Here is a 1,674-nt window from a genome sequence, read left to right as displayed (position 1 = left end):
GCGGTGCGTTGCAGCCGGTCCGCGGTGCGGATGTAGAACATCAGGTACCGGTCGATGTACCGGATCAGGGTGTCGTCGTCGAGGTCGGCGGCCAGCAGCACCGCGTGTTTGGGGGCCAGGCCGCCGTTACCGCCGACGTACAGGTTCCAGCCGTGTTCGGTGGCGATGACCCCGACGTCCTTGCCGCGGGCTTCGGCGCATTCGCGGGCGCACCCGGACACCGCGAGCTTGAGTTTGTGCGGGGACCGCAACCCCCGGTACCGCTTCTCCAGCAGTACCGCCATCGCGACCGAGTCCTGTTGCCCGTACCGGCACCAGGACGACCCGACGCAGCTTTTCACCGTGCGTAACGATTTGCCGTAGGCGTGGCCGGATTCCATGCCCGCGTCGATGAGGCGCTGCCAGATCTGTGGTAGCTGTTCCACGCGGGCGCCGAACATGTCGATGCGTTGCCCGCCGGTCACTTTCAGATACAGGTCGAACTCTTTGGCGATCTGCCCGATCGTGATCAGCTGCTCGGCGGTGACCTCACCACCGGGCATCCGCGGCACCACCGAATAGGTGCCGTTCTTCTGCAGATTCGCCAGGAAATGATCGTTGGTGTCCTGCAACGCGGCCTGCTCACCGTCCAGGATGTGCGCACTCGAGGTCGAGGCCAGGATCGAGGCGACAGTGGGTTTGCAGATATCACAGCCCGACCCGGTACCGTACTGGGCGATCAATCCCGAGAACGTGCGGATCCCGGTGACCTGCACGATCTGGAACAACTCGGCCCGCGACTGGCCGAAATGCTCACACAACGCGGTGGACATGACCACCCCGGACTGCTCGAGCAGTTTCTTGAGCATCGGCACGCACCCACCACAGGACGTGCCCGCCGAGGTGCAACTCTTCACCGACGCGATATCACACGCACCCTCGGCGATCGCCCCGCAGATCACGCCCTTGGACACGTTGTTACACGAACAGATCTGCGCCTGCTCGGGCAACGCGTCCGCACCCAGCTGGGCACCCGCCGGGGAAATCAACGCCGCGGGCTCGGCCGGCAGCGGCCGCCCGACCAACGGCCGCAACACCGAATACGCCGACGCATCACCCACCAGGACTCCGCCCAGCAGCGTTTTCGCGTCATCGGAAACCACGAGTTTGGCGTAGGTGCCCTTGGCCGCGTCGTGCAACACCACCGACAACGCGCCCTCACTGGTGGCGTGCGCGTCACCGAAACTGGCCACATCCACACCCAGCAACTTCAACTTCGTCGACAGATCCGCCCCCGCGAACTCCCCCACCCCACCCAGCAACCGATCAGCGACAACCTCCGCGGTGCTGTACCCGGGAGCCACCAACCCGTAACACGTGCCCTGCACCGCGGCGACCTCACCGACCGCATAAATACGCGGATCACTGGACACCAAACCCAGATCCGTCACCACCCCACCACGCGCACCCACCCGCAAACCCGCATCGCGCGCCAACTCATCCCGCGGCCGCACCCCCGCGGAGAACACCACCAGCGCAGCATCGATCGAGGAGCCGTCGGACAACGAAACCCGCACCCCCACACCATCATCCGCAACATCGATAGCCGAGGTACCCACCCCGGTATGCACACGCAACCCCAAACCCGCAACCAGCTTCTCCAGAATCGCGCCACCACCCTCATCGACCTGCGCG

At 65.2% G+C, this 1,674-nt stretch carries 1 protein-coding gene; it reads right to left on the bottom strand.

All coding sequences use genetic code 11. The features are described 5' to 3' along the window. Positions 1-1,674 (bottom strand): nitrite reductase large subunit NirB (gene nirB, locus AC5WS7_RS40560; RefSeq protein WP_495959977.1); only part of this gene is annotated, 1,674 nt, incomplete at both ends.

It is taken from the genome of Nocardia sp. PLKS1-43, from assembly GCF_059510335.1.
This window is presented reverse-complemented; position numbering and strand designations above follow the sequence as displayed.